The sequence below is a fragment of the Pseudomonas sp. RW3S2 genome, assembly GCF_014268955.1.
Lineage (GTDB): Bacteria > Pseudomonadota > Gammaproteobacteria > Pseudomonadales > Pseudomonadaceae > Aquipseudomonas > Aquipseudomonas wayambapalatensis.
In genome coordinates this window covers 360,847-381,211 of sequence record NZ_JABWRM010000003.1, presented here as the reverse complement: position 1 = coordinate 381,211, position 20,365 = coordinate 360,847, and the positions used below count along the sequence as shown (strand labels likewise).

Annotated in this window: 14 protein-coding genes; 3 read left to right on the top strand and 11 right to left on the bottom strand. The window is 65.5% G+C overall.

The features are described 5' to 3' along the window. Positions 1 to 118: 118 nt before the first annotated feature. The 7 genes from HU748_RS06860 to HU748_RS06830 form a co-directional block, all read right to left on the bottom strand. Positions 119 to 1,744 (bottom strand): BatD family protein, encoded by a 1,626-nt coding sequence (locus HU748_RS06860; RefSeq protein WP_186666752.1) that lies wholly within the window; start codon positions 1,742 to 1,744, stop codon positions 119 to 121. Then, positions 1,741 to 3,465, bottom strand: coding sequence for a VWA domain-containing protein (locus tag HU748_RS06855; protein ID WP_186666751.1), 1,725 nt, complete (start codon positions 3,463 to 3,465; stop codon positions 1,741 to 1,743). The genes HU748_RS06860 and HU748_RS06855 overlap by 4 nt, the downstream gene beginning before the upstream one ends. Continuing rightward, a complete protein-coding gene (locus HU748_RS06850; RefSeq protein WP_186666750.1) occupies positions 3,462 to 4,538 on the bottom strand; it encodes a VWA domain-containing protein in 1,077 nt (358 codons plus the stop codon). The genes HU748_RS06855 and HU748_RS06850 overlap by 4 nt, the downstream gene beginning before the upstream one ends. Continuing rightward, complete coding sequence (locus HU748_RS06845; protein WP_063543917.1) at positions 4,531 to 5,025, bottom strand: DUF4381 domain-containing protein; 495 nt, start codon at positions 5,023 to 5,025, stop codon at positions 4,531 to 4,533. Before HU748_RS06845 ends, HU748_RS06850 begins: the two co-directional genes overlap by 8 nt. After that, positions 5,022 to 5,963 (bottom strand): DUF58 domain-containing protein, encoded by a 942-nt coding sequence (locus HU748_RS06840; RefSeq protein WP_186666749.1) that lies wholly within the window; start codon positions 5,961 to 5,963, stop codon positions 5,022 to 5,024. The genes HU748_RS06845 and HU748_RS06840 overlap by 4 nt, the downstream gene beginning before the upstream one ends. Before the next feature lie 5 nt (positions 5,964 to 5,968). Further along, positions 5,969 to 6,928 carry a MoxR family ATPase gene (locus HU748_RS06835; RefSeq protein WP_186666748.1) on the bottom strand — a complete coding sequence of 320 codons (960 nt, stop codon included), beginning with the start codon at positions 6,926 to 6,928 and terminating at the stop codon, positions 5,969 to 5,971. A 159-nt stretch (positions 6,929 to 7,087) separates the two neighbouring features. Beyond that, positions 7,088 to 8,407, bottom strand: coding sequence for an NCS2 family permease (locus tag HU748_RS06830; protein ID WP_189657582.1), 1,320 nt, complete (start codon positions 8,405 to 8,407; stop codon positions 7,088 to 7,090). A 383-nt stretch (positions 8,408 to 8,790) separates the two neighbouring features. Here HU748_RS06830 and HU748_RS06825 point away from each other — a divergent pair, with 383 nt between their 5' ends. Next, on the top strand, positions 8,791 to 9,546 hold the full coding sequence (locus HU748_RS06825; protein ID WP_186707889.1) for a GntR family transcriptional regulator: 756 nt from the start codon (positions 8,791 to 8,793) through the stop codon (positions 9,544 to 9,546). Positions 9,547 to 9,747: 201 nt separating this feature from the next. Here HU748_RS06825 and guaD read toward each other — a convergent pair whose 3' ends face one another. From guaD to xdhA, 4 genes are all read right to left on the bottom strand, one after another. Further along, positions 9,748 to 11,052, bottom strand: coding sequence for a guanine deaminase (guaD, locus tag HU748_RS06820; RefSeq protein ID WP_186719794.1), 1,305 nt, complete (start codon positions 11,050 to 11,052; stop codon positions 9,748 to 9,750). A gap of 10 nt (positions 11,053 to 11,062) precedes the next feature. Further along, entirely contained in the window at positions 11,063 to 11,908 is an 846-nt protein-coding gene (xdhC, locus tag HU748_RS06815) for a xanthine dehydrogenase accessory protein XdhC (RefSeq protein ID WP_186719793.1), read from the bottom strand. A 117-nt stretch (positions 11,909 to 12,025) separates the two neighbouring features. After that, positions 12,026 to 14,425, bottom strand: a complete 2,400-nt coding sequence (gene xdhB / locus HU748_RS06810) for a xanthine dehydrogenase molybdopterin binding subunit (protein WP_186719792.1) — start codon at positions 14,423 to 14,425, stop codon at positions 12,026 to 12,028. Then, positions 14,418 to 15,872 carry a xanthine dehydrogenase small subunit gene (gene xdhA, locus HU748_RS06805; RefSeq protein WP_186719791.1) on the bottom strand — a complete coding sequence of 485 codons (1,455 nt, stop codon included), beginning with the start codon at positions 15,870 to 15,872 and terminating at the stop codon, positions 14,418 to 14,420. Before xdhA ends, xdhB begins: the two co-directional genes overlap by 8 nt. Positions 15,873 to 16,140: 268 nt before the next feature. Here xdhA and HU748_RS06800 point away from each other — a divergent pair, with 268 nt between their 5' ends. Further along, positions 16,141 to 16,800 carry a GntR family transcriptional regulator gene (locus HU748_RS06800; RefSeq protein WP_186711743.1) on the top strand — a complete coding sequence of 220 codons (660 nt, stop codon included), beginning with the start codon at positions 16,141 to 16,143 and terminating at the stop codon, positions 16,798 to 16,800. Between the two features lie 3 nt (positions 16,801 to 16,803). After that, entirely contained in the window at positions 16,804 to 20,292 is a 3,489-nt protein-coding gene (gene smc, locus HU748_RS06795; protein ID WP_186719790.1) for a chromosome segregation protein SMC, read from the top strand. Positions 20,293 to 20,365: the final 73 nt, after the last annotated feature.

Sequence of the window (20,365 nt, the reverse complement as noted above, 5' to 3'; positions counted from 1 at the left end):
CTGCGTAGAGGCTGATAGGTGCTTGTCGAAAGGTTTTCAGCGCCCTTTAGATCGAGCGCCGCGCGGGCGGCGCTCGATCTCATAGGCCCCAAAAATCTTTCGACGAGCACCTGAAAAATCACTTGGGATAAAGCGGCGGCAAACTCCCACCATCCGCACCCACAGGCAACCCCTGCTGCACCGAAGGAATATTCCCAATCGCGCGCCACAGCTCCTCGCCCTGCCAATGCTGGCCCGACTCGCTGTAGAGCGCGCCATTGAGGCCGTCGAGGGCGTTGGACAAGGGCACGAAGCGTGCCGCCATCTCGGCCAGCGTCTCCGGTTGTTGGCGCGCCCAGGCGTCCAGCGCCTGGCGCGTGGCCTGGGGGTCGTTGGCGAGGGTCGCGCGCTTGAGGTCGTCGAGCAAGGTGCGGGGGCTTGGGCCGCTTTGTGCCGCCCGTAGCACCGCAGGCTGCGAACGGGCGCGCCACCACAGGGCAAAGCCGAGCAGCGTGGTCAGTGCCAGGACCAGCGTCGCCAGTTGCCAGGGCCACAATGGATTGGCGCCGCTGGCAACGTCACCCACCGGCGTGTCGGCACTCAGCGCGGGGTTATCGTCAACCTTGATGCTTCGGGCCGGGAGGCTGCTGTGCTCCAGATGATCTTCGAGGGTGTTCCACCAGGTGACTTCCAGCGCAGGTAGCATCAGGTTGCCACTGTGGATCGGCACCAACGCTTCGCGCTCTTCACGATTGGCGGTCATGCCGCGCTCGTTGATCTCGTTGCGCAGCAGTGGTTGGTCCGGGTAGCGGCGCAGGCCAGTGACCTCGGTGGCCGGCAACGGTGGCAACTGCGTGCTGGACAGCCCCTCGGCGCGCAGAGTGGTGCTGCGCGTCAGCGAATCGCCGATCTGCGTCGGCTGCTGGGTCGGGTCGGGGTTCCAACGCTCCTCCAGGGTGAGGCTGCGGGCCGGGAGCCAGGTCAAACCGGCAGGCCAGGCCGCAGGGATGGCCTTGACCTGCAGGGTCAGCGGCAGTGAGCTGACCTGCACCTGGCGCCCGCTGCGAGCACCTGTGGCAGGCGGCTCTGTGCTGTCGGCAGCGGTGGCGGTGAAGGTCAGGGGCGGCACTAGCAGTGTGCCGCTCTGTTGCGGGTAAAGCGCGTAGCGGGTTTCGATCACGCCATGGCGCACGCCGTTGATTTCTTTCTCGTAGGTGCGCGACTCGCCCAGCGGCTCGACCTTGGCGTTTTCGAGCCGCAGCGGGCTCAGGCTGCTGTCATCGTACAGCGACACCGAGTGGTAGATGCGCAGGGTCAGTACGGCCTGGGCCTGGACATACACTTCGGGGCTGTCGAGGGTTGCCTCGATGAACACCTGCGAGGCGCTGTCCGGGCGATTGGGGTCGGGTTGCACCACTTGCAGCTCGATGGCCTGACTGCGCGACTGCCCCAGTTGCAGCTCCGGGATCTGCAGGTTGCCGCTACGCCGGGGCAGCAGGGTGACGATCCAGCGCGTGCTGGCCCGGGTTTCGCCATCGAGGGTATGCAGGCTATTGAGCTGGCGCGTACCGCGCACTTCGAAGTCGCCCTCCAGGGCGCGCAAATCGGGCTTGCCGAACTCGGTGACATCCTGGCTTTCCAGCGTGAGTTCCAGGGTTTCGCCGGCCTCCACGCGGGTGCGATCGACGCTCGCCTGCAGCGCCGGTTGGGCCTGTGCCAGGGTGAGCCAGAGAAGGCTGAGCAAGAAGGCGCCGAGGCGACTCATCGTTGGGGTTCCTGATGCAATTGCTGTTCGTACCAGAATTTGCGTCGCAGCAGTTGCGCCGGGTTGTCGGGAATTTCCCGCAACCACTGCTCCAGGGCCTGGCGCTGTTCGGCGTCGAGGCTGGTCGAGGTGGGCCGCTGCGGCGGCTGGGTGAGGCTGTCATCATCGCCGCCCTGGTTGCCGGACGACGCCTGGTTGTTGCTGTTGCGGGTGCTGTCGCCACCATCCTGCGCTGGGCTCTGCTCGTCGTTGCCGGGCGTGCCCTGGGCGCTGCTGGAGGCCGAGCTGCTGTTGCCGTCGGTGTCGCGGCTCGGTGTCGGTTGCGCGTCGCTGTTGTCCGGCTTTTGCTCGGCGTTGGCCTCGCGTTGTTGCAGCAGTTGTTGCACCAGTGCCTGGTTGTCCAGTGCCGGTTGCAGGTCGGGCTGGCGCTCCAGGGCCTGCTCGTAGGCATCCAGGGCGGCATCCAGTTCGCCGGCACGGGCCAGGGCATTGCCTCGATTGTAGTGCGCCGCGGCGCTGTTGCCCTGGGCGAATGCCTGGGCCGCGCCAGTGTAGTCGCCTGCCTGGTACAGCGCCATGCCGCGCCACTGTGGATCCTCGAAGCGCTGGGCGGCTTCGGCGGGACGCTGGTGTTGCAGCAGGTACTGGCCTTGTTGATCGGGGCGACGCCAGAGGTCCTGGAATTCGAACGCCTGGCTTGGTTGGGGCAGGGCAAATAGCAGCGGCAGGCAGAACAGCCAGCCGCGGCGTCCGGCGCAGGCGGCCAGCAGCAACAGCGGCAGCAGCAGCCAGTAGCCCTGGTCGGCCCAACTGTCCAGTTGCAGGGTCTGGCCGTCGTTGCGCAGGGCGCGGGGGGAGTCGAACAGGCCCAGACCGCGCAGGTCGAGATCGTCGATACGGGCATGCCGGTAGCGTCCGCCCGTGCCGACGATGAAGCGCTTGAGCTCGGCGCTGTCCAGGCGTGGTACGAGGATGGCGCCCTGGTCGTCCTTGAGGTACTCGCCACTGGCCTGGCGCACGGGTGCACCTTCGGCGGTGCCGACGCCGAGCATCAATAAAGAGGGGCCCTGGCGACCCAGGGCCTGGACGATACCCTGGCGCTCCTGCTGGCTGAGCGAGCTACCGATCAGCAGCACGCGGCCTTGCCCCAGGCCGCTCTGAGCGAGCAGTGCCAGGCCCTTTTGCACTGCCAGATCGGCGCGATGGCCGGGCTGTGGCATGATCGAGGGGTCGACTGCCTCGAGCAGGTTGCGTGTGGTGCCCAGGTCATCCGACAGTGGCACCAGGGTATGCGCGCTGCCGGCATAGACGATCAACGCGGTCTGGCTTTCGCGACGGTGTTCGAGCAGATCGAGGACCTTGCGCCGAGCCTGTTCCAGACGGTTGGGCGGGCTGTCCTCGGCGAGCATCTGCGGGGTCAGTTCGAGCAGGATCACCAACGGGTCGGCCGGGCGCTGGCGGGTTTCTTCCAGGCGCTGCCAACTGGGCCCGAGCAGGGCCAGGAGCACCAGCAGCCAGGCCAGGCCCAGGGCGATCCACGGCAGCTTGCTGGTGCTGCCATTGCCGCCTCCGAGCAACACTGCATGGAACTGCTGCGGCAGAATCATCTGCCAGCGGCCGGCACGTTTGCGTCGATGCCAGAGCTTGAACAGCAGCCAGCCGAGCAGGGGCACCACCAGCAGCCAGAGCGGGCGCAGCCATTGTGGCCAGAGTTCGATCATCGCCGCCTCCTCAGGCGTAGGCGCTTGAGGCGCTGGCGCCATTCGGGGTGGGGTTGCAGAAAGCGTGGTCGACGCAGCAGGCGTTGCAGCAGATTGTCTGGCCACTGCACGGCGATCACCAGCAGGACGCTGAGCAGCAGCGCCAGGGCCATCGGCCAGGCATACAGCTCCCTGGCAGTGCGCGCCTGGGTCGGTTGCTGGGCTACTGGTTCGAGCTGGTCGAGGGTGTCACCGATGCTGTTCAGCTCGGCACCGTCATGGGCGCGGAAATAGGCGCCATGGGTGAGTTCGGCGATTTCCTTGAGCGAGGCTTCGTCCAGGTCCAGGCTCGGATTCAGGCCGAGCAGCCCCGGGGTGCCGCTGGCGTCGGGGTTGGCGCCGATGCCGATGGTGTAGATGCGTACGTCTTCCTGGGCCGCCAGGCGCGCGGCCGTCAGGGGGTGTATCTGCCCGCCGTTGTTGGCGCCATCGGTCACCAGTACCAGCACTCGGCTCTGTGCGGGGCGCTGACGCAGACGCTTGACCGCAAGGCCGATGGCGTCGCCGATGGCGGTGTTCTTGCCGGCGATGCCGATCTGCGCTTCGTCGAGGAAGGTACGCACGGTGCGCCGGTCGAAGGTCAGCGGGGCCTGCAGATAAGCCTCGCTGCCGAACAGGATCAGCCCGACCCGGTCGCCCTCGCGGTCCTGGAGAAAATCGCCGAGCAGCGCCTTGACCAGGTCGAGGCGACTGATTTCGTCGCCCTTCCACTGCATGTCGGGGAAGTCCATCGAGCCCGACACGTCCACCGCCACCAGCAGGTCGCGGCCGCTTGCCGCGATCGGTACCGGATCGCCCAACCACTGCGGCCGGGCGGCCGCCAATAGCAGAAGCAGCCAGATCACCACGAAGGGCGCCTGCTGGCGCCAGGTTGGCAGGTTGAGGCGGGCGCGGCGCCCGGCAAGGCCTTCGAGCTCATCGAGAAAGCCCACTTTGAGCACCGGCTCGCCACTGTCGGCGGCAGGCAGCAGCAGGCGCATCAGCCAGGGCAGCGGCAGCAGGGCGAAGATCCACGGCCAGGCCAGGTCAAACATGTTTGCGAATCCAGGTCTCGACCGCCTGGGCGAGCCCGGCGATGGCCTTGTCGTCGAGCTTGCACTCGGGCTTGTAGGCCCCTTCGACCAGTACCATCCAGCGGGTCAGGCCGGCAGCCGGGCAGCGGTTGTCGAGAAACGCCAGCCATTGACGGCCGTTGAGCGTGTGGCTGTTGGCACCAGGGTAGTGATTGCGGCACAGGCGTTTGAGCAGGGCATTGATCTGCTGCAACCAGGCCCCGGCCGGTGCGCCGTCGTAGGGGCGCGGCAGGCGGGCGAGCTCGGCCAGGGCTTCGACGCGGATCGGGTCCAGCGGCTGTTCGGCGGGCGGCGCCTGGCGTCGGCCTGGCCGCCAGCGGCGCAGGCGCCACAGCCCCCAGCCGAGCAGCGGCAGCAGGGCCAGCAGCAGCCACCAGCCCGGCGCCGGTGGCCACAGACCGATGGCCGGCGGGGCGATCAGCGGTTGCAACTGGTCGAGCGGGTTCATTGGCCGCTTCCCGGACGCTGGTTGAGGTACTCGCGCAACTGCTCGATCATTTCGCTCTGGGTGCTCAACGGCATCAGCACCACGCGCATTTTCTGCGCCAGCAGTTCCCAGCGTTCGATGCGTGCTTCGGCCTGTTGGCGATAGAGCTGGCGCAGGTTGGCGTCCAGGGTGTCGAGCTCCAGGTGCGCGCCGCGTTGGGCGAAGCGTAGCAGGCCGGCGGCGGGCAGCGCGTGGTCGAGCGGGTCGGAGACCGGCATCAGCAGCACGTCGCAGTGGCGTGAGAGCATCGCCAGGTGCTGTTCGACGGCTGGGGTGAGTGCGCGTTCGTCGCAGATGACGATGGCCAGGCTGCCGGGGCGCAGCACTTCACGCGCGCGGCGCAGTGCCAGGCCCAGGCTGTCGGATTGGGGTAGCGCTTCGGTGTGCAGCGACTGGTTGACCTTGGCCAGGCGGTTGAGCAGTTGCAGCAGGCTCTGCTTGCTGCGTCGGGGCTTGATCTCGTGGTGTTCGTTGTCGCCGAACACCAGCCCGCCGATGCGATCGTTATGGCCCAGCGCCGCCCAGCCGAAAAGCGCCGCAGCCTGGGCCGCGAGCACCGACTTGAACATCAGGCCCGAGCCGAAGAACAGGCGCTGGCTCTGCTCGACCATGATGAAGATCGGCCGTTCGCGCTCTTCATGGAAGAGCTTGGTGTGGGGCTCTTGGGTGCGTGCGGTGACACGCCAGTCGATGTTGCGCACGTCGTCGCCGGCCTGGTACACGCGCACCTGGTCGAAGTCGACCCCACGTCCGCGCAGCTTGGAGTGGTGCAGGCCCACCAGCGGGCTGCGCTGGCCGGGCCGGGAGAACAGCTGGATCTCGCGCACGCGGTGGCGCATGTCGATCAGCTCGGCCAGGCCGATGCGGATGCCGGGTTCGGCGAGGTGCGTGGCGGGCATGCGGGTCAGGCGACGGCGACGACGTCGAGGATACGCTGCACCACCCGGTCCTGGTCGATGCCCGCAGCCTCGGCTTCGAACGACAGGATGACACGGTGGCGCAGCACGTCGAACAGCACGGCCTGGATGTCTTCCGGGCTGACGAAGTCGCGCCCGGCCAGCCAGGCATGGGCACGTGCGCAGCGGTCCAGGGCGATCGAGCCACGGGGGCTGGCGCCGTAGGCGATCCAGTCGGCCAGTTCGCCGTCGAACTTGGCCGGGGTGCGCGTGGCCATGACCAGTTGCACCAGGTATTCCTCCACGGCATCGGCCATGTACAGGCCGAGGATTTCCTTGCGTGCGGCGAAGATCGCCTGCTGACTGACCTGGCGCTCCGGCTTGACCTCGCCGCCCAGCGCTTCGCCACGGGCCTGCTGGAGAATGCGACGTTCGACGGCCGCGTCGGGGAAGCCGATTTTCACGTGCATGAGGAAACGGTCGAGTTGCGCTTCGGGCAGCGGGTAGGTGCCTTCCTGCTCGATCGGGTTCTGCGTGGCCATGACCAGGAACAGCGGCGACAGCTCGTAGGTGCTGCGGCCCACGCTGACCTGGCGCTCGGCCATGGCCTCGAGCAGGGCCGATTGCACTTTGGCCGGGGCGCGGTTGATCTCGTCTGCCAGGACCAGGTTGTGGAAGATCGGCCCTTGCTGGAACACGAAGCTGCCGGTTTCCGGGCGATAGATCTCGGTGCCGGTGATATCGGCCGGCAGCAGGTCGGGGGTGAACTGGATACGGTGGAATTGCGCCTCGATGCCCTCGGCCAACTCCTTGATGGCCTTGGTCTTGGCCAGGCCCGGTGCGCCCTCGACCAGCATGTGCCCGTCGGCGAGCAGGACGATCAGCAGGCGGTCGACCAGCTTCTCCTGGCCAAGGATCTGGGAGGAGAGAAAGGTGCGCAGCGCGATCAGCGCTTCACGGTGTTCCATCGTCGGCGGTTCCTGGAAATGGGCCGGGCGCTTGGGGGAGGGCGGTTGCCGGGCAGGGGGTGATACTTTAATCCATCCAGGGGGGCGGCGACCAATTGGGTGTCAGAAAAAATCCTGACGGCCGGGGTGGTCCGGGCCCGCTGCGGGCCCGGCGACGTGTCAGAGGAACACGAACTTGGCGATGAAGATCACGCACAGCACCCACAGGCTTGCGGAAATTTCCTTGTACTTGCCGGTCCCGGCCTTGAGCACGACGTAACTGATGAAGCCCAGGGCGATGCCGTCGGCCACCGAAAAGGTCAGCGGCATCATGATCGCGGTGACGATCGCCGGGATGCTGTCGGTCGCCTCGTCCCAGTTGATGTGCGCCATGCTGCCCATCATCAGCATCGCCACGTAGATCAGCGCGCCGGCCGTGGCATAGGCGGGGATCATCCCGGCCAGCGGGGCGAAGAACATCGCCGCGACGAACAGCAGGCCGACCACCACCGCCGTCAGGCCGGTGCGCCCGCCCGCGGCAACCCCGGCGGCACTTTCCACGTAGCTGGTCACCGGCGGTACGCCCACTGCGGCGCCGAACACGCTGGAGGCGCTGTCGGCCTTCAGGGCGCGCGACAGGTTCTCGATACGCCCGTCCGGGGCCACCAGGTTCGCCCGCTGCGCCACGCCCATCAGGGTGCCGGCGGTGTCGAACATATGCACGAACAGGAAGGCCAGTACCACGCTGATCATGCTGACGTTGAAGACGCCGGCCACGTCCATGGCCATCCAGGTCGGTGCCAGGCTCGGTGGCAGCGAGAACACCCCGCCATACTGCACCAGGCCCAGGCCCCAGCCGGCCAGGGTCACGGCGATGATGCTGATGAGAATGGCGCCGAACACCCGGTGGTAGCTCAGCACCGCGATCATCAGGAAGCACACGGCCGCCAGCAGCGGTCCGGGTTCATGCAGCGAGCCCAGCTTGATCAGCGTCGCCGGGCTGTCGACGATGATGCCGGCGGTCTTCAGGCCGATCAGCCCGAGGAACAGTCCGACCCCGGCACCCATGGCATGGCGCAGGCTCACCGGAATGCTGTTGAGCAGCCACTCGCGCACCCGTGACAGGGTCAGCAACATGAACAGCACGCCGGAGACGAACACGGCGCCCAGCGCCGCCTCCCAGGTGTAGCCCATGGTGCCGACCACGGTGTAGGTGAAGAAGGCGTTGAGCCCCATGCCGGGCGCCAGGCCCACTGGCCAGTTGGCGTACAGGCCCATCAGCAGACAGCCCAGGGCGGCGGCGATGCAGGTGGCGACGAAGGCGGCACCGTGATCGATGCCAGCGTCGGCCATGATGTTGGGGTTGACGAAGATGATGTAGGCCATGGTGATGAAGGTGGTCATCCCGGCGATCATTTCGGTCCTGACGGTCGTGCCGTGGTGCCGGAGTTTGAAGATCCGCTCCAGCCATCCCGGTCGGGGCGACGCAGCGAGATCCAGCGTTGGGGCTTCGGATTTGCGGCTTTCCACAGCGAGTACTCCTCAAGTCTTTCTTGTTGTTCTGGAGCCTTGGTCCTGCGCATGCACTTGGCGGCTCCGCGAGGGGGTGGCAGACGTCTGACGGGTTTGTTGACTTTTGGGTCAGGAAGTTGCTCGGTGGATTATGCTTTTGTGTACAAAGAATGCAAATAATGTTTTATCTTTTGTGCGCACAATCTTCGTCAACGCAGCTATATGGGAATTGGCCACCTGCAGAAACGGCTCAGCCTGTGTACAATGCGCAGATACCTTGATCCCTTTTTTCACCCCAGGACTTGCCAGCCACCCTCTGACAGGTATTACAGTCGAGGTTCCACTGGCCGATCCCTTGTGCTCGAGTGCCCATGAACGAACAGCTGCAACCTCTGAAGAAACCTGCGCGCACAGCCAAGGCCGGCCGCAGCGGTACCCAGGACGACATCGTCTATGCGCACATTTTCGAGGCCATCCTCGAACAGCGCCTGGCGCCGGGCACCAAGTTGAGTGAGGAAGCGCTGGGCGAGATCTTCGGCGTCAGCCGCACCATCATTCGCCGCGCCTTGTCGCGTCTGGCCCATGAAAGCGTGGTGCTGCTGCGCCCCAACCGTGGCGCGGTCGTGGCCAGCCCCACCGTGGAGGAGGCGCGCCAGGTGTTCTTCTCCCGGCGCATGGTCGAGCGCGCCATCACCGAGCTTGCGGTGCAGCATGCCACCGACGAGCAACTCAACGAGCTGCGCCAGATGGTCCGCGATGAGCGCGACAGCTTCTCGCGTGGCGACCGTGGCGCTGGCATCCGCCTTTCCGGCGAGTTCCACCTCAAGCTGGCCGAGGCGGCCGGCAATGCGCCGCTGGTCAGTTTCCAGCGCAGCCTGGTGTCGCAAACGTCGTTGATCATCGCCCAGTACGAAAGCGGCAACCGCTCGCATTGCTCGTACGACGAGCACATGCAACTGATCGACGCCATCGAGGCGCGCGATGCCGAGCAGGCGGTGAGCCTGATGATGCACCACATGGATCATATCGACAGCAAGCTCAACCTCGACGAAGACAGCGCATCGGACGACCTGCATGCGGTGTTCTCGCACCTGCTGAAAAAACCCAAGGCTGCCGCCAAGGGTTGATCGTTTGCCTGGATGAATGACCGAGGGCTGCTGTGCAGCCCATCGCGGGACCAGCCCGCTCCCACAGGTATGGACTGCTACCAAGTTGGACATGAATCCAACCTTTGCGGCAGTTCAGGTACAGCACATCCCTCGGGCCTGGTGCTTTCTCTGTGGGAGCGGGCTCGTCCCGCGATGGGCCGCGCAGCGGCCCTTTGTGCATCAGCGCCGATGTACCGAGCGCCCCGCGGCGAAGGTCTCGCGCACGGTACGGTCATCGCCCAGGGTGGTCAGCACGAACAAGGTCTCCTCGATGCTGTTGGATTGCTGGATGCGGTAGTCCAGCAGCGGCGTGGCCTTGTAGTCGAGCACCACGAAATCGGCATCGTTGCCGGCGCGCAGGCTGCCGATGCGGTCGTCCAGGCGCAGGGCGCGGGCGCCACCGAGGGTGGCCAGGTACAGCGACTTGTACGGGTGCAGGCGCGCGCCCTGTAGCTGCATCACCTTGTAGGCCTCGTTCAGTGTATGGAGCAGCGAGAAGCTGGTTCCGGCACCCACGTCGGTGCCCAGCCCGACATTGACCTTGAAACGCTCGGCCTGGGGCAGGTTGAACAGGCCGCTGCCCAGGAACAGGTTGGACGTCGGGCAGAAGGCCACGGCCGAGCCGGTCTCGGCCAGGCGCTGGCATTCCTCGTCGCACAGGTGCACGCCGTGGGCGAACACCGAGCGCTCGCCCAGCAGTTCGAAGTGGTCGTAGACGTCCAGGTAGCCTTTGCGCTCGGGGAACAGTTCCTTGACCCAGTCGATCTCCTTGAGGTTCTCCGACAGGTGGGTGTGCAGGTACACGCCCGGATGTTCCTTGAGCAATTGCCCGGCCATGGCCAGCTGTTCAGGCGTGCTGGTGGGCGCGAAGCGCGGCGTCACCGCATAGTGCAGGCGAGCCTTGCCATGCCAGCGCTGGATCAGCGCCTTGCTCTCGCTGTAGCTCGATTCGGCGGTGTCGGTCAGGTAGTCGGGGGCATTGCGGTCCATCATCACCTTGCCGGCGATCAGGCGCAGGTCCAGGCGCTCGGCCTCCTTGAACAGGGCGTTGACCGACTCCGGGTGCACGCTGCCGAACACCAGCGCGGTGGTGGTGCCGTTGCGCAGCAGTTCCTGCAGGAAGATCTTCGCCACCTTGTCGGCATGAGCCTTGTCGGCGAACTGCTTTTCGCAAGGGAAGGTGTAGGTGTTCAGCCAGTCCAGCAGTTGCTCGCCGTAGGAGCCGATCATGCCGGTCTGCGGGAAATGGATATGGGTGTCGATGAAGCCTGGGGTGATCAGGGCGTCCTGGTAGTGCACCACTTCGATATCGGCGTCGAGGGTCGGCAGCAGGTCGGTGGCGTGTCCCAGGGCGCTGATGCGGCCTTCGTCGACCACCAGCAGGCCGTCTTCGTAGTATTCGTGGGAGGCCTCCAGGCCAACCTCGGCAGGGTCGGCAATGCTGTGCAGGATGGCGGCTCGGTAGGCTTTGCGGGTTGCGGTCATAAAGCGCTCGTCAAATGGCTTGGCTGCGCCGGGAGGGCGGCAGCAACTGGGCAATGGGGCCTGCATTGGCGCCAGCGTCATGCTGGCCGAAGCAGGCGTTGTAGGTGGCGATGATTTCGCCGGCAATGGACACCGCGATCTCGATGGGCAGCTTGCCCTTGACCTCCGGCAGGCCCATGGGGCAGCGCATGCGTGCCAGCACGGCATCGTCGTAGCCGCGCTCGCGCAGGCGGTGTTCGAACTTGACCCGTTTGGTCTTCGAGCCGATCAGGCCGAACCAGGTGAAGTCGTTGCGCTTGAGGATGGCGGCGGTCAGCTCCAGGTCGAGCTGGTGATTGTGGGTCATGACGATGCAGTAGCTGCCTGGCGGCAGTTCGGCCACTTCGTCGACCGGCTCTTCGCTGACCACCTTGGTCACCCCGTCGGGGACAAGCGGTGGGAATTCCTGCTCGCGCGAATCGATCCAGCGCACCCGGCAGGGCAGCGCGGCGAGCAAGGGTACCAGAGCCCGGCCGACATGGCCCGCGCCGAACACCGCGACCTGCGCCTGCACCGGCGCCATGGGTTCGAACAACAGCACCGTGACGCCGCCGCAGCACTGGCCCAGGCTCGCGCCCAGGCTGAAGCGCTCCAGATGCGGTGTGCTGCGCTGCTCGGCGAGCATCTGCCGGGCGATGTGCAGGGCCTTGAACTCCAGGTGTCCGCCACCGATGGTGTCGAACAGGCTGCTGGCGCTGACCACCATCTTCGACCCCGCGTTGCGTGGCGTGGAGCCGCGCTCCTCGATGATGGTCACCAGGATGCAGGGTTCGCCGCGGGACTGATGGTCGGCGAGGGCATTGATCCATTGGTGCATGATGTAGCCTCTCTAAACCATGCTGAGGACCCTGTAGGAGCGGGCTTGCCCGCGAAGAGGACGGTAAGGCCATCCTCACATTCGCGGGCAAGCCCGCTCCCACGGAATTCCTCGCTGTCAGTGGGTGACGGTTTCCAGTTCTTGTTCGCTCGGCTGCTGTTGCGCCACTGCCTTGCGCATCTGCTCGCATCCCCACAGCACCCGCTCGGGTGTCGCCGGGGCGTCGATGTGCGGCTGTACGCGATAGTCGGCGAGGCTCGCCACCGCATCCTTGATCGCGCACCAGGCGGCGATGCCGAGCATGAACGGCGGCTCGCCCACGGCCTTGGAGTGGAACACCGTGTCCTCGGGGTTCTTGCGGTTCTCCACCAGTTTCACGCGCAGGTCCAGGGGCATGTCGGCCACCGCCGGAATCTTGTAGCTGGCCGGGCCGTTGGTCATCAGCTTGCCCTTGGCGTTCCACACCAGTTCCTCGGTGGTCAGCCAGCCCATGCCCTGGATGAAGCCGCCCTCCACCTGGCCGATGTCGATCGCCGGGTTCAGCGAGTCGCCCACATCGTGCAGGATGTCGGCGCGCAGCATCTTGTACTCGCCAGTCAGGGTGTCGACGATCACTTCGACGCAGGCGGCGCCAAAGGCGTAGTAGTAGAACGGTCGGCCGCGCGCCTGGCTGCGGTCGTAGAAGATCTTCGGCGTGCGGTAGAAGCCCGTGCTCGACAGCGACACCTGGGCGAAGTAGGCCTGCTGCACCAGTTGCTCGAAGCTCAGCAACTGGTCGCGCACGCGCACGTGGCCGTTGCGGAACTCGACATCTTCCTCGGTGACCTGATAGTGCCGGGCGGCAAACTCGGTCAGGCGTTTCTTGAGGATCTCGGCCGCATTCTGCGCCGCCTTGCCGTTCAGGTCGGCGCCGCTGGACGCTGCTGTCGGCGAGGTGTTGGGCACCTTGTCGGTGTTGGTGGCGGTGATCTGGATGCGGTTGAAGTCGACCTGGAACACTTGCGCCACCACCTGGGCGACCTTGGTGTTCAGGCCCTGGCCCATCTCGGTGCCGCCGTGGTTGAGGTGGATGCTGCCGTCGGTATAGATGTGGATCAAGGCGCCTGCCTGGTTGAGGAAGGTGGCCGTGAACGAGATGCCGAACTTCACCGGGGTCAGGGCCAGGCCTTTCTTCAGTACCGGGCTGTGTTCGTTGAAGTGGCGGATCGACTTGCGTCGCTCGGCATAGTCGCTGCTGGCCTCCAGGTCGGCGGTCATTTCCTCGAGCAGGTTGTGCTCGACGGTCTGGTAGTAGTGGGTGACGTTGCGTTCGGTCTTGCCATAGTAGTTGGCCTTACGCACCGCCAGCGGGTCGAGCGCCAGGTGGCGGGCGATGTGGTCCATCACCTGCTCGATGGCGACCATCCCCTGCGGGCCGCCGAAGCCGCGGTAGGCGGTGTTCGACGCGGTATTGGTCTTGCAGCGGTGGCCGTTCACCGTGGCATCGCCCAGGTAGTAGGCGTTGTCGGAGTGGAACATGGCGCGGTCGACGATCGAGCCGGACAGGTCCGGCGAATAACCGCAATTGCCGGCCAGGTCGAACTCGATGCCGTGCAGGCGGCCTGTGTCGTCGAAGCCGACGTCGTACTCGACATAGAACGGGTGGCGCTTGCCGGTCATGGTCATGTCCTCGACCCGTGGCAGGCGCATCTTGGTCGGCTGCCCGGTGAGGCGCGCGATCACGGCGCACAGGCATGCCGGGCTGGCCGCCTGGGTTTCCTTGCCACCAAAACCGCCGCCCATGCGGCGCATGTCCAGCACCACCTTGTTCATCGGTACGTCGAGCACTTCGGCGACCAGCTTCTGCACCTCGGTGGGGTTTTGCGTCGAGCAGTAGACGATCATTCCGCCGTCTTCGGTGGGCATCACCGAGGAAATCTGGGTTTCCAGGTAGAAGTGCTCTTGGCCGCCGATGTGCAGGGTGCCCTGCAGGCGATGCGGGGCACTGGCCAGGGCCTTGGCCGAGTCACCGCGCTGGTGGGTATGGCTGTCGAGCACGAAATGCTTCTTGCGCAAGGCTTCGACCACATCGAGCACCGGTTCCAGGTCCTCGTATTCGACGATCGCCGCCATGGCGGCGCGACGTGCGGTGTCCAGGTCACGGGCAGCGACGGCGAGCACCGGCTGGCCGAAGAACTCGACCTTGTCGATGGCCAGCAGCGGATCGCCCGCGACCACCGGGCCGATATCCTTGAGCCCTGGAATGTCCTCGTGAGTGATGGCGATGCGCACGCCTTCGAACTGGTAGCAGGGGGTCGTATCGATGCGCAGGATGCGCGCGTGCGCACGGTCGGCGGTGCGCGCATAGACGTGCAACTGGTTGGGGAATTCCAGGCGGTCGTCGATGTACACCGCCTCGCCCGACACGTGCTTGTCGGCGCTGTCGTGCTTGACGCTGCGCCCGACCCCGGTGGTCAGGTCCTGGCTGAACAGTTCGGCCATCTCGGCCTGGCTCTTGACGGCGTGATGGTTAGACATAAGCGGTCACCCGGGTCTCGATGTATGGCGATTGCTGTTCGATGAAGTACTTGCGCAGCAGGTTCTGCGCGGTCAGCAGGCGGTATTCCTTGCTGGCGCGAAAATCCGTCAGCGGGCTGAAGTCTTCGGCCAGTGCCTGGCAGGCGCGCTCGATGCTCGCCTGGTTCCAGGGCTTGCCAAGCAGCGCCGCCTCGCAGGCACGGGCACGCTTGGGAATCGCCGCCATGCCGCCGAAGGCGATGCGCACGCCACCGACCACGCCGTTCTCGATGTTCAGGTTGAACGCTGCGCAGACCGCAGAAATGTCATCGTCCAGGCGCTTGGACACCTTGTAGGCGCGGAACGTCCACTCGTTGCTGGCGCGCGGCACCAGGATCTTCTCGATGAACTCGCTGTCCTGGCGGGCCGTGATGCGGTAGTCGATGAAATAATCTTCCAGCGCCAGGGTGCGCTGGCGATCGCCCTGGCGCAGGACGATCTGTGCGTTCAGGGCGATCAGCAGGGGCGGCGAGTCGCCGATCGGCGAGGCGTTGCCGATGTTGCCGCCCAGGGTGCCCTGGTTGCGGATCTGCAGCGAGGCGAAGCGGTGCAGCAGGGCACCGAAGTCGGGATATTCCTCGTTCAGCGCGCCATAGCAGTCGGTGAGCGGGGTGGCGGCGCCGATTTCCAGGTGGCTGCTGGTCTTGTCGATGCGCTTGAGCTCGGCGACATGGCCGACATAGATCATCACGGGCAGGGTCTTGTGGAACTGGGTGACTTCCAGTGCCAGATCGGTGCCGCCGGCGAGCAGGCGTGCTTCGGGGTGCGAACTGTACAGGTCGGCCAGGTCGGCGACGGTCAGCGGGACCAGGCAGCGCTTGTCGCCACTGTTGAGCTCGCCGGTCTGCTGCGGGGCGATGGCCTTGAGGCGGGCGATGGTCTGCGCCTGCTGCGCGTCGAACTGGTCCTGGCAGGGGCGGGCGCAACTCTGCTCGGCGGCATCGAGGATAGGCCGGTAGCCGGTGCAGCGGCACAGGTTGCCGGCCAGGGCTTCCTGGGCCTGGTGCAGGTCGTGGCCGCTGCTGTTCTTCTGCAGGGCGAACAGCGACATGACGAAGCCAGGGGTGCAGAAGCCGCATTGCGAGCCGTGGCAGTCGGCCATGGCCTTTTGCACGCTGTGCAGCTCGCCCTGGTGCTTGAGGCCCTCGACACTGATCAGTTGCTTGCCGTGCAAGGAGGAAACGAACGTCAGGCAAGAGTTGAGGCTGCGATAACGCAGGGCCGGCTGGCCCAGGTCATCCTGGGTCAGTTCGCCCACGACCACGGTGCAGGCGCCGCAGTCGCCGCTGGCGCAGCCTTCCTTGGTGCCGGGTTTGCCCAGGTGCTCGCGCAGGTACTGCAGCACCGTCATGTTCGGGTCCAGGGCGTGCTCGTTGCGCAGCTCCTGGTTGACGAGAAACTGGATCACGGGGAAGGCCTCGTAATGGTTTTATTGTTGTTGGGCGGACTCTAAGCAAGGGCTGACCTTGAGGTCAATATTTTTCTGACTCAAAGGTCAAGATTTTACCCGCGCCGGGTTCTGGCCACCCAACCCTGCCTTTTTACAAGCATAGATCGCGCCGGGCACTGCGACTGACCGACAGGTCGCACAAAGCCTCGTGTGCCGCTGCGCGCAAGCCCGGCGAGTGCGCTACAATCGCGCCTTTGTGCCCTGTTTTCGATTCCGAAGGAAAATCATGACGTTCAAGGCGCCGGACAGCCTCTCCGAGCAAATTGCCCACTACCTGGCCGAGCGGATCATCCGCGGCGAGCTCGCACCCGGCGAGCGCATCCAGGAGCAGAAGGTCACCCAGGCCCTGAATGTCAGTCGCGGCTCGGTACGCGAGGCGCTGCTGATACTTGAACGTCGTCATCTGGTGGCGATCCTGCCGCGCCGTGGTGCCCATGTCACCGAACTCGACGAGCACAGTGTGCGCAGCCTGTGCAGCCTCATGGGCGAGCTGTACATCCTGCTGGGCAACGCCGTCGCCCAGCAGTGGCGCAGCGAGACCGACCTGCTGCCGTTCCTGGAGATCCAGCAGCGCCTGCACGAGGCCCGCAGTAACCTGGACATCAAGGCGTTCGTCGCCGAAAGTTTCGCCGTCATGCGCGCCGCCTTCCCCTTCGCCGCCAACCCTTACTTGCAGGAGACCGTGGAGAACCTGCAGCCGGCCATGAGCCGCGCCTACTACCTGGCACTGGATCAGCGCCAGGCCAGCATGGACGATTACCTCGACCTGTTCGCCCGCCTGCTGGAGGCGGTGCTGCTGCGCGACCTGCCGCGTATCCGCGAGGTGCTGATCGCCTATTGTCAACGCAGCTGCGAGCTGGTGTTGGCCGCGCTGGTGCGGGCCTGACCGATGCGCCTCAAGTGCATTCGCCTGGCCGGGTTCAAGTCGTTCGTCGACCCCACCACGGTCAATTTCCCCAGCAACATGGCGGCGGTGGTCGGGCCCAACGGCTGCGGCAAATCCAACATCATCGATGCCGTACGCTGGGTGATGGGCGAAAGCTCGGCGAAGAACTTGCGTGGCGAGTCGATGACCGACGTCATCTTCAACGGCTCCTCCGGGCGCAAGCCGGTGAGCCAGGCGAGCATCGAGCTGGTGTTCGACAACAGCGACAGCACCCTGGTCGGTGAATACGCCGCCTATGCCGAGATCTCCATCCGTCGCAAGGTGACCCGCGACGCGCAGAACACCTACTACCTCAACGGCACCAAGTGCCGCCGCCGTGATATCACCGATATCTTCCTGGGCACCGGCCTTGGCCCGCGCAGTTACTCGATCATCGAACAGGGCATGATCTCCAAGCTGATCGAGGCCAAGCCCGAGGAGCTGCGCAACTTCATCGAGGAAGCGGCGGGCATCTCCAAGTACAAGGAGCGGCGCCGCGAGACCGAGAACCGCATCCGCCGCACCCAGGAGAACCTGGCGCGCCTGACCGACCTGCGCGAAGAGCTGGAGCGCCAGCTCGAACGCCTGCATCGCCAGGCCCAGGCCGCCGAGAAATACCGCGAATACAAGGCCCAGGAGCGCCAACTCAAGGCGCGCTTGTCGGCACTGCGCTGGCGTGCACTGGATGAGCGCGTGCGTCAACGCGAAAGCATCATCGGTGACCAGGAGGTGGCCTTCGAGGCGCTGGTGGCCGAGCAGCGCAACGCCGATGCCAGCATCGAACGCCTGCGCGACGGGCACCATGAGCTGTCCGAACGCTTCAACCAGGTGCAGGGGCGCTTCTATTCCGTAGCGGGCGATATCGCCCGGGTCGAGCAGAGCATCCAGCACGGCCAGCAGCGTCTGCGCCAGTTGCAGGATGATCTCAAGGAAGCCGAGCGCACGCGCCAGGAAACAGAGTCGCACCTGGGCCACGACCGCACCTTGCTGGCGACCCTGGCCGAGGATCTGGCGATGCTCGAGCCCGAGCAGGAAATGACCCTCGCCGCTGCCGAAGAGTCCGCTGCGACGCTTGAAGAGGCTGAGCTGGGCATGCATGGCTGGCAGGCCCAGTGGGATGATTTCAACACCCGCTCCGCCGAGCCGCGGCGTCAGGCCGAGGTCCAGCAGGCACGCCTGCAGCAACTGGAGGGCAGCCTGGAGCGTCTGGCCGAGCGCCAGCGCAAGCTGAGTGAAGAGAACCAGCAACTGGGCGCCGATCCCCAGGACGCCGCCATGCTCGAACTGTCGGAGCAGGTGGCGGGCAGCGAGTTGCAGCTCGAAGCGTTGCAGTTGCAGGAACAGCAGGTGGTCGAGCGGCTTGAGGCTGTGCGCGAGCAACTGCAGCAGGCGACCCAGGCCCAGCAGCAACAGCAGGGTGAATTGCAGCGCCTGGGCGGGCGTCTGGCATCACTGGAGGCCCTGCAGCAAGCGGCTCTCGAGCCCGGCAGTGGCGCGGCTGAATGGCTGCAGGGGCAGGGCTTGGGCAGCCGTCCGCGCCTGGCTGAAGGGCTGCGTGTGGAGTCCGGCTGGGAGCTGGCGGTGGAGACCGTACTGGGTGCCGACCTGCAGGCGGTGCTGGTGGACGATTTTGCTGCACTTGATTTTGCCGCCCTGGAGCAGGGCGACCTGCGCCTGCTGCAGGCGAGCGGCGAGGGTGCGCGCCTGCCCGGCAGCCTGCTGGACAAGGTCGACGGACGCATCGATCTGGCACCCTGGCTCGGCCAGGTCAAGCCGGTCGAATCCCTGGAGCAGGCCCTGGCCCTGCGCGCCACGCTTGGAGAGGGACACAGCCTGGTCAGCCGCGATGGCTACTGGGTCGGTCGGCATTTCCTGCGAGTCAGCCGTGGTGGCGAGTCCCAGGGCGGTGTTTTGGCGCGCGGGCAGGAGATCGAGCGCCTCGGCCACGAGCAACTGGAGCACGAGGCATTGCTCGAACAGCTCACGCAGCAGTTGCAGGACCTTCGCGAGCAACAGCTCGACCAGGAAGAACAGCGCGAGCAACTGCGTCGCCGCAGCCAGGACGAAAGTCGCCAGCTTGGCGAACTGAAGGCGAGCCTGTCTGCCGGGCGTGCTCGTGCCGAGCAGTTGGAGTTGCGCCGTCGTCGCCTGCAGGAAGAACTGGCCGAACTCCAGGAGCAACGCGCCCTGGAGCATGAGCAACTGGGCGAAGCACGCCTGGTGCTGCAGGAAGCCCTGGACCTCATGGCCCAGGATACCGAGCAGCGTGAACAGTTGATGGCCCGTCGCGACACCCTGCGCGAAACCCTCGACCGCGTCCGCCAGGAGGCCCGTCAGCACAAGGACCACGCCCACCAGTTGGCAGTGCGCCTGGGTTCCCTGCGTGCCCAGCACGACTCCACGCGCCAGGCCCTGGAGCGTCTTGAGCAGCAGGCCGCGCGTCTGAGCGAGCGCCAGGAGCAGTTGAGCCTCAACCTCGAAGAGGGCGAGGCGCCGCTGGAAGAGTTGCGCCTGAAGCTCGAAGAGCTGCTCGAGCGGCGCATGAGTGTCGACGAGGAAATGCGCCAGGCGCGCCTGCACATGGACGAGGCCGATCGCGAGCTGCGCGACGTCGAAAAGCGCCGTGCCCAGGCTGAACAGCAGGCCCAGTTGTTGCGCGGGCAACTGGAGCAGTCACGCCTGGAGTCCCAGGGCCTGGATGTGCGGCGCAAGACCCTGCAAGAGCAACTGCTTGCCGACGGTTACGACCTGCAGGGTGTGCTCGCCACGCTCGAGCCCGAGGCCAGCGAGCAGGGGACCGAGCAGGAGTTGGAGCAGACCGAAGCGCGGATCCAGCGCCTGGGCGCGATCAACCTGGCGGCAATCGAGGAGTACGAGCAGCAGTCCGAGCGCAAGCGCTATCTCGATGCCCAGAACGCTGACCTGGTCGAGGCGCTGGAGACGCTCGAGAACGTCATCCGCAAGATCGACAAGGAAACCCGAAACCGTTTCAAGGATACCTTTGATCAGATAAACGCCGGATTGCAGGCACTTTTCCCAAAAGTTTTCGGTGGCGGCAGCGCTTATCTGGAACTGACGGGCGAAGATCTACTCGATACAGGGGTGACGATCATGGCGCGCCCGCCGGGCAAGAAGAACAGCACCATCCATTTGCTGTCCGGCGGCGAGAAGGCACTGACCGCATTGGCGCTGGTGTTTGCCATCTTCAAGCTGAACCCGGCACCGTTCTGCATGCTCGACGAAGTCGATGCGCCGCTGGACGATGCCAACGTCGGGCGTTACGCCCGGTTGGTGAAGGAAATGAGCGAGACCGTGCAGTTCATCTACATTACGCATAACAAGATTGCCATGGAAATGGCCGATCAATTGATGGGGGTCACCATGCATGAGCCCGGTTGTTCACGTCTTGTTGCAGTTGATGTGGAGGAGGCCATGGCCATGGTTGACGCCTGATGCGCGAAGATTGGGCGATATCTGTAGGCAAATGCGCCTTGCATGTGCGACAGACGGTGTAAAGTTGTCTTTG

Bases quoted from the DNA above. Each gene is read 5' to 3' on its own strand.
- HU748_RS06860 (WP_186666752.1), bottom strand. From the start codon at position 1,744: ATGAGTCGCCTCGGCGCCTTCTTGCTCAGCCTTCTCTGGCTCACCCTG.
- HU748_RS06825 (WP_186707889.1), top strand. From the start codon at position 8,791: ATGAACGAACAGCTGCAACCTCTGAAGAAACCTGCGCGCACAGCCAAG.
- xdhB (WP_186719792.1), bottom strand. From the start codon at position 14,425: ATGTCTAACCATCACGCCGTCAAGAGCCAGGCCGAGATGGCCGAACTG.
- HU748_RS06845 (WP_063543917.1), bottom strand. From the start codon at position 5,025: ATGAACCCGCTCGACCAGTTGCAACCGCTGATCGCCCCGCCGGCCATC.
- HU748_RS06835 (WP_186666748.1), bottom strand. From the start codon at position 6,928: ATGGAACACCGTGAAGCGCTGATCGCGCTGCGCACCTTTCTCTCCTCC.
- guaD (WP_186719794.1), bottom strand. From the start codon at position 11,052: ATGACCGCAACCCGCAAAGCCTACCGAGCCGCCATCCTGCACAGCATT.
- smc (WP_186719790.1), top strand. From the start codon at position 16,804: ATGCGCCTCAAGTGCATTCGCCTGGCCGGGTTCAAGTCGTTCGTCGAC.
- HU748_RS06800 (WP_186711743.1), top strand. From the start codon at position 16,141: ATGACGTTCAAGGCGCCGGACAGCCTCTCCGAGCAAATTGCCCACTAC.
- xdhC (WP_186719793.1), bottom strand. From the start codon at position 11,908: ATGCACCAATGGATCAATGCCCTCGCCGACCATCAGTCCCGCGGCGAA.
- HU748_RS06840 (WP_186666749.1), bottom strand. From the start codon at position 5,963: ATGCCCGCCACGCACCTCGCCGAACCCGGCATCCGCATCGGCCTGGCC.
- HU748_RS06850 (WP_186666750.1), bottom strand. From the start codon at position 4,538: ATGTTTGACCTGGCCTGGCCGTGGATCTTCGCCCTGCTGCCGCTGCCC.
- HU748_RS06855 (WP_186666751.1), bottom strand. From the start codon at position 3,465: ATGATCGAACTCTGGCCACAATGGCTGCGCCCGCTCTGGCTGCTGGTG.